Here is a 5365-nt window from a genome sequence, read left to right on the forward strand (position 1 = left end):
TGGAATGGTTTTTTTAGCTGGTTTCGAATTTAGTGCAGTGCCTGGCGGCCAATTTTCCTTGGCCCCGGCATTGTGTCTGTATGAACATTTACGGAGAGTTTGATCCTGGCTCAGGATGAACGCTGGCGGCGTGCTTAACACATGCAAGTCGAACGATGACTTCTGTGCTTGCACAGAATGATTAGTGGCGAACGGGTGAGTAACACGTGAGTAACCTGCCCTTGACTTCGGGATAAGCCTGGGAAACCGGGTCTAATACCGGATACGACGGACCACCGCATGGCGGTTCGTGGAAAGCTTTATGCGGTTTTGGATGGACTCGCGGCCTATCAGCTTGTTGGTTGGGGTAATGGCCCACCAAGGCGACGACGGGTAGCCGGCCTGAGAGGGTGACCGGCCACACTGGGACTGAGACACGGCCCAGACTCCTACGGGAGGCAGCAGTGGGGAATATTGCACAATGGGCGAAAGCCTGATGCAGCGACGCCGCGTGAGGGACGAATGCCTTCGGGTTGTAAACCTCTTTCAGCAGGGAAGAAGCGAAAGTGACGGTACCTGCAGAAGAAGCGCCGGCTAACTACGTGCCAGCAGCCGCGGTAATACGTAGGGCGCAAGCGTTATCCGGAATTATTGGGCGTAAAGAGCTCGTAGGCGGTTTGTCGCGTCTGCTGTGAAAGCCCGGGGCTCAACCCCGGGTCTGCAGTGGGTACGGGCAGACTAGAGTGATGTAGGGGAGACTGGAATTCCTGGTGTAGCGGTGAAATGCGCAGATATCAGGAGGAACACCGATGGCGAAGGCAGGTCTCTGGGCATTAACTGACGCTGAGGAGCGAAAGCATGGGGAGCGAACAGGATTAGATACCCTGGTAGTCCATGCCGTAAACGTTGGGCACTAGGTGTGGGGGACATTCCACGTTTTCCGCGCCGTAGCTAACGCATTAAGTGCCCCGCCTGGGGAGTACGGCCGCAAGGCTAAAACTCAAAGGAATTGACGGGGGCCCGCACAAGCGGCGGAGCATGCGGATTAATTCGATGCAACGCGAAGAACCTTACCAAGGCTTGACATGAACCGGTAAGACCTGGAAACAGGTCCCCCACTTGTGGCCGGTTTACAGGTGGTGCATGGTTGTCGTCAGCTCGTGTCGTGAGATGTTGGGTTAAGTCCCGCAACGAGCGCAACCCTCGTTCTATGTTGCCAGCGCGTTATGGCGGGGACTCATAGGAGACTGCCGGGGTCAACTCGGAGGAAGGTGGGGACGACGTCAAATCATCATGCCCCTTATGTCTTGGGCTTCACGCATGCTACAATGGCCGGTACAAAGGGTTGCGATACTGTGAGGTGGAGCTAATCCCAAAAAGCCGGTCTCAGTTCGGATTGAGGTCTGCAACTCGACCTCATGAAGTTGGAGTCGCTAGTAATCGCAGATCAGCAACGCTGCGGTGAATACGTTCCCGGGCCTTGTACACACCGCCCGTCAAGTCACGAAAGTTGGTAACACCCGAAGCCGGTGGCCTAACCCCTTGTGGGAGGGAGCCGTCGAAGGTGGGACCGGCGATTGGGACTAAGTCGTAACAAGGTAGCCGTACCGGAAGGTGCGGCTGGATCACCTCCTTTCTAAGGAGCACCTCGAAGCGGATGTCCTTCCACAGCGTTGGATGTGTGCTTTGCAGGAGATGCCCATGTCGGAAGCATATGTTTTCCGGTGGGTGCTCAAGGGTGGAATATCAATGGATAGGCGCCGGCATGATTGCCTGGCATCAGTGAGTACGTTCCCTTTGGGGTTCTGGAAAGCGGTGCGGGCAGGTTACCGGTTGACCGTTTGGCACACTGTTGGGTCCTGAGACAACAGGGCTGTGGGGCTTCTTCCCTTTCGGGGGGTGGGGTGTTCATGGTTGTGGTTTGTTTCTGTTTGTTCCTGCGCATGCCGGGTACATCACGGGTGCCGGTTCCCTTTGAGGGGGCTGGTTGGTGGTGGGGATGGGTGCGACGGGGTTGTTGTTTGAGAACTACATAGTGGACGCGAGCATCTTAAAAATTATTAAGTGCAATTTCAGATAAACCTGGTGACCGGTTTTTACCGGCCTCCATGGTTTTCTCGATAGCGATATTAATTATTGATCTTTGTGGTCAAGTTTTTAAGGGCACACGGTGGATGCCTTGGCATCAGGAGCCGAAGAAGGACGTAGGAATCTGCGATAAGCCTGGGGGAGTTGATAACCGAACTTTGATCCCAGGATGTCCGAATGGGGAAACCCCGCCCGGCGCGCGAGTGACCGGGTGACCCGCATCTGAACACATAGGGTGCGTGGAGGGAACGTGGGGAAGTGAAACATCTCAGTACCCACAGGAAGAGAAAACAACAGTGATTCCGTTAGTAGTGGCGAGCGAACGCGGAAGAGGCTAAACCAGTGGTGTGTGATAGCCGGCGGGCGTTGCATCACTGGGGTTGCGGGACTTTCCGTACCGATTCTGCCGGATTGGTGAAGTGAGTGCAGGTGCATAGGTGAACTGGTTTGAAAGCCAGGCCGTAGAGGGTGTTAGCCCCGTAACCGGAATGTATGCTGCCGCTTGGAGAGGATCCCAAGTAGCACGGGGCCCGAGAAATCCCGTGCGAATCTGCCAGGACCACCTGGTAAGCCTAAATACTCCCTGATGACCGATAGCGGACAAGTACCGTGAGGGAAAGGTGAAAAGTACCCCGGGAGGGGAGTGAAATAGTACCTGAAACCGTGTGCCTACAAACCGTTGGAGCAGCTCTGATTGCTGTGACAGCGTGCCTTTTGAAGAATGAGCCTGCGAGTTAGTGTTACGTCGCGAGGTTAACCCGTGTGGGGAAGCCGTAGCGAAAGCGAGTCTGAATAGGGCGATGCAGTGGCGTGATCTAGACCCGAAGCGGAGTGATCTACCCATGGCCAGGTTGAAGCGACGGTAAGACGTCGTGGAGGACCGAACCCACTTCAGTTGAAAATGGAGGGGATGAGCTGTGGGTAGGGGTGAAAGGCCAATCAAACTCCGTGATAGCTGGTTCTCCCCGAAATGCATTTAGGTGCAGCGTTGCGTGTTTCTTACCGGAGGTAGAGCTACTGGATGGCTAATGGGCCCTACAAGGTTACTGACGTCAGCCAAACTCCGAATGCCGGTAAGTCAGAGCGCAGCAGTGAGACTGTGGGGGATAAGCTTCATAGTCGAGAGGGAAACAGCCCAGACCACCAACTAAGGCCCCTAAGCGTGTGCTAAGTGGGAAAGGATGTGGAGTTGCCCAGACAACCAGGAGGTTGGCTTAGAAGCAGCCACCCTTGAAAGAGTGCGTAATAGCTCACTGGTCAAGTGATTCCGCGCCGACAATGTAGCGGGGCTCAAGTACACCGCCGAAGTTGTGGCATTCAGATATTAGATAAGCCTTCGTGGTTCAGTCGTCTGGATGGGTAGGGGAGCGTCGTGTGGGCAGTGAAGCAGCGGTGTAAACCAGTTGTGGAGCCTACACGAGTGAGAATGCAGGCATGAGTAGCGAAAGACGGGTGAGAAACCCGTCCGCCGAATGATCAAGGGTTCCAGGGTCAAGCTAATCTGCCCTGGGTAAGTCGGGACCTAAGGCGAGGCCGACAGGCGTAGTCGATGGACAACGGGTTGATATTCCCGTACCGGCGAAAAACCGCCCATACCAAGCAGGGGACACTAACCGTCCGGAGCCTGCCCGAGCATCCTTGTGGTGTGAGGGTTTTGGCCGAGCACGGGACCTGATCCTGGGAGGTAAGCGTATTAACAGGTGTGACGCAGGAAGGTAGCCGGGCCAGGCGATGGTTGACCTGGTCTAAGGATGTAGGGTCCGTGATAGGTAAATCCGTCACGGTGTCTTTGATGACGTGCCTGAGATCTGACGGGACTCCCTCACGGGGGGATCCGGTGATCCTATGCTGCCTAGAAAAGCATCGGCGCGAGGTTTTAGCCGCCCGTACCCCAAACCGACACAGGTGATCAGGTAGAGAATACTAAGGCGATCGAGAGAATTATGGTTAAGGAACTCGGCAAAATGCCCCCGTAACTTCGGGAGAAGGGGGGCCCCAACCTTGATGGACACTTGCTGTCCGGAGGGGATCGGGGCCGCAGAGACCAGGGGGAAGCGACTGTTTACTAAAAACACAGGTCCGTGCGAAGTCGCAAGACGATGTATACGGACTGACTCCTGCCCGGTGCTGGAAGGTTAAGAGGACCGGTTAGCCCTTACGGGCGAAGCTGGGAATTTAAGCCCCAGTAAACGGCGGTGGTAACTATAACCATCCTAAGGTAGCGAAATTCCTTGTCGGGTAAGTTCCGACCTGCACGAATGGAGTAACGACTTCCCCGCTGTCTCAACCATAAACTCGGCGAAATTGCAGTACGAGTAAAGATGCTCGTTACGCGCAGCAGGACGGAAAGACCCCGAGACCTTTACTATAGTTTGGTATTGGTGTTCGGTGTGGCTTGTGTAGGATAGGTGGGAGACTGTGAGACCCGGACGCCAGTTCGGGTGGAGTCATCGTTGAAATACCACTCTGGTCATACTGGATATCTAACTTCGGCCCGTAATCCGGGTCAGGGACAGTGCCTGATGGGTAGTTTAACTGGGGCGGTTGCCTCCTAAAGAGTAACGGAGGCGCCCAAAGGTTCCCTCAGCCTGGTTGGCAATCAGGTGTCGAGTGTAAGTGCACAAGGGAGCTTGACTGTGAGAGAGACATCTCGAGCAGGGACGAAAGTCGGGACTAGTGATCCGGCGGTACATTGTGGAATGGCCGTCGCTCAACGGATAAAAGGTACCTCGGGGATAACAGGCTGATCTTGCCCAAGAGTCCATATCGACGGCATGGTTTGGCACCTCGATGTCGGCTCGTCGCATCCTGGGGCTGGAGTAGGTCCCAAGGGTTGGGCTGTTCGCCCATTAAAGCGGTACGCGAGCTGGGTTTAGAACGTCGTGAGACAGTTCGGTCCCTATCCGCTGCGCGCGCAGGAAATTTGAGAAGGGCTGTCCTTAGTACGAGAGGACCGGGACGGACGAACCTCTGGTGTGTCAGTTGTACTGCCAAGTGCACCGCTGATTAGCTACGTTCGGATGGGATAACCGCTGAAAGCATCTAAGCGGGAAGCCCGCTTCGAGATGAGATTTCCATACACCTTGTGTGTGAGAGGCCCCCAGCCAGACCACTGGGTTGATAGGCCGGATGTGGAAGCGGGGACTAAAGACCCGTGAAGCTGACCGGTACTAATAGGCCGATAACTTACACCACATCAACACCTGGGGAAACACGACTTCAAACGGTTTCCCAATGTAGAGGGTGTTGTGATCATGCTGCTTGCGTCCACTATGTGGTTCCCGGACAACAACCCGTG

2 rRNA genes are annotated in these 5365 nt (G+C 55.3%); both read left to right on the forward strand.

The features are described 5' to 3' along the window. Positions 1-87 precede the first annotated feature (87 nt). A 16S ribosomal RNA gene (locus LJ754_RS16620) occupies positions 88-1615 on the forward strand. Positions 1616-2126: 511 nt separating this feature from the next. Continuing rightward, positions 2127-5262, forward strand: a 23S ribosomal RNA gene (locus tag LJ754_RS16625). The 16S and 23S rRNA genes sit together here, the layout of an rRNA operon. Positions 5263-5365: the final 103 nt, after the last annotated feature.

This window comes from Arthrobacter sp. zg-Y40, assembly GCF_020731535.1.
Lineage (GTDB): Bacteria > Actinomycetota > Actinomycetes > Actinomycetales > Micrococcaceae > Arthrobacter_B.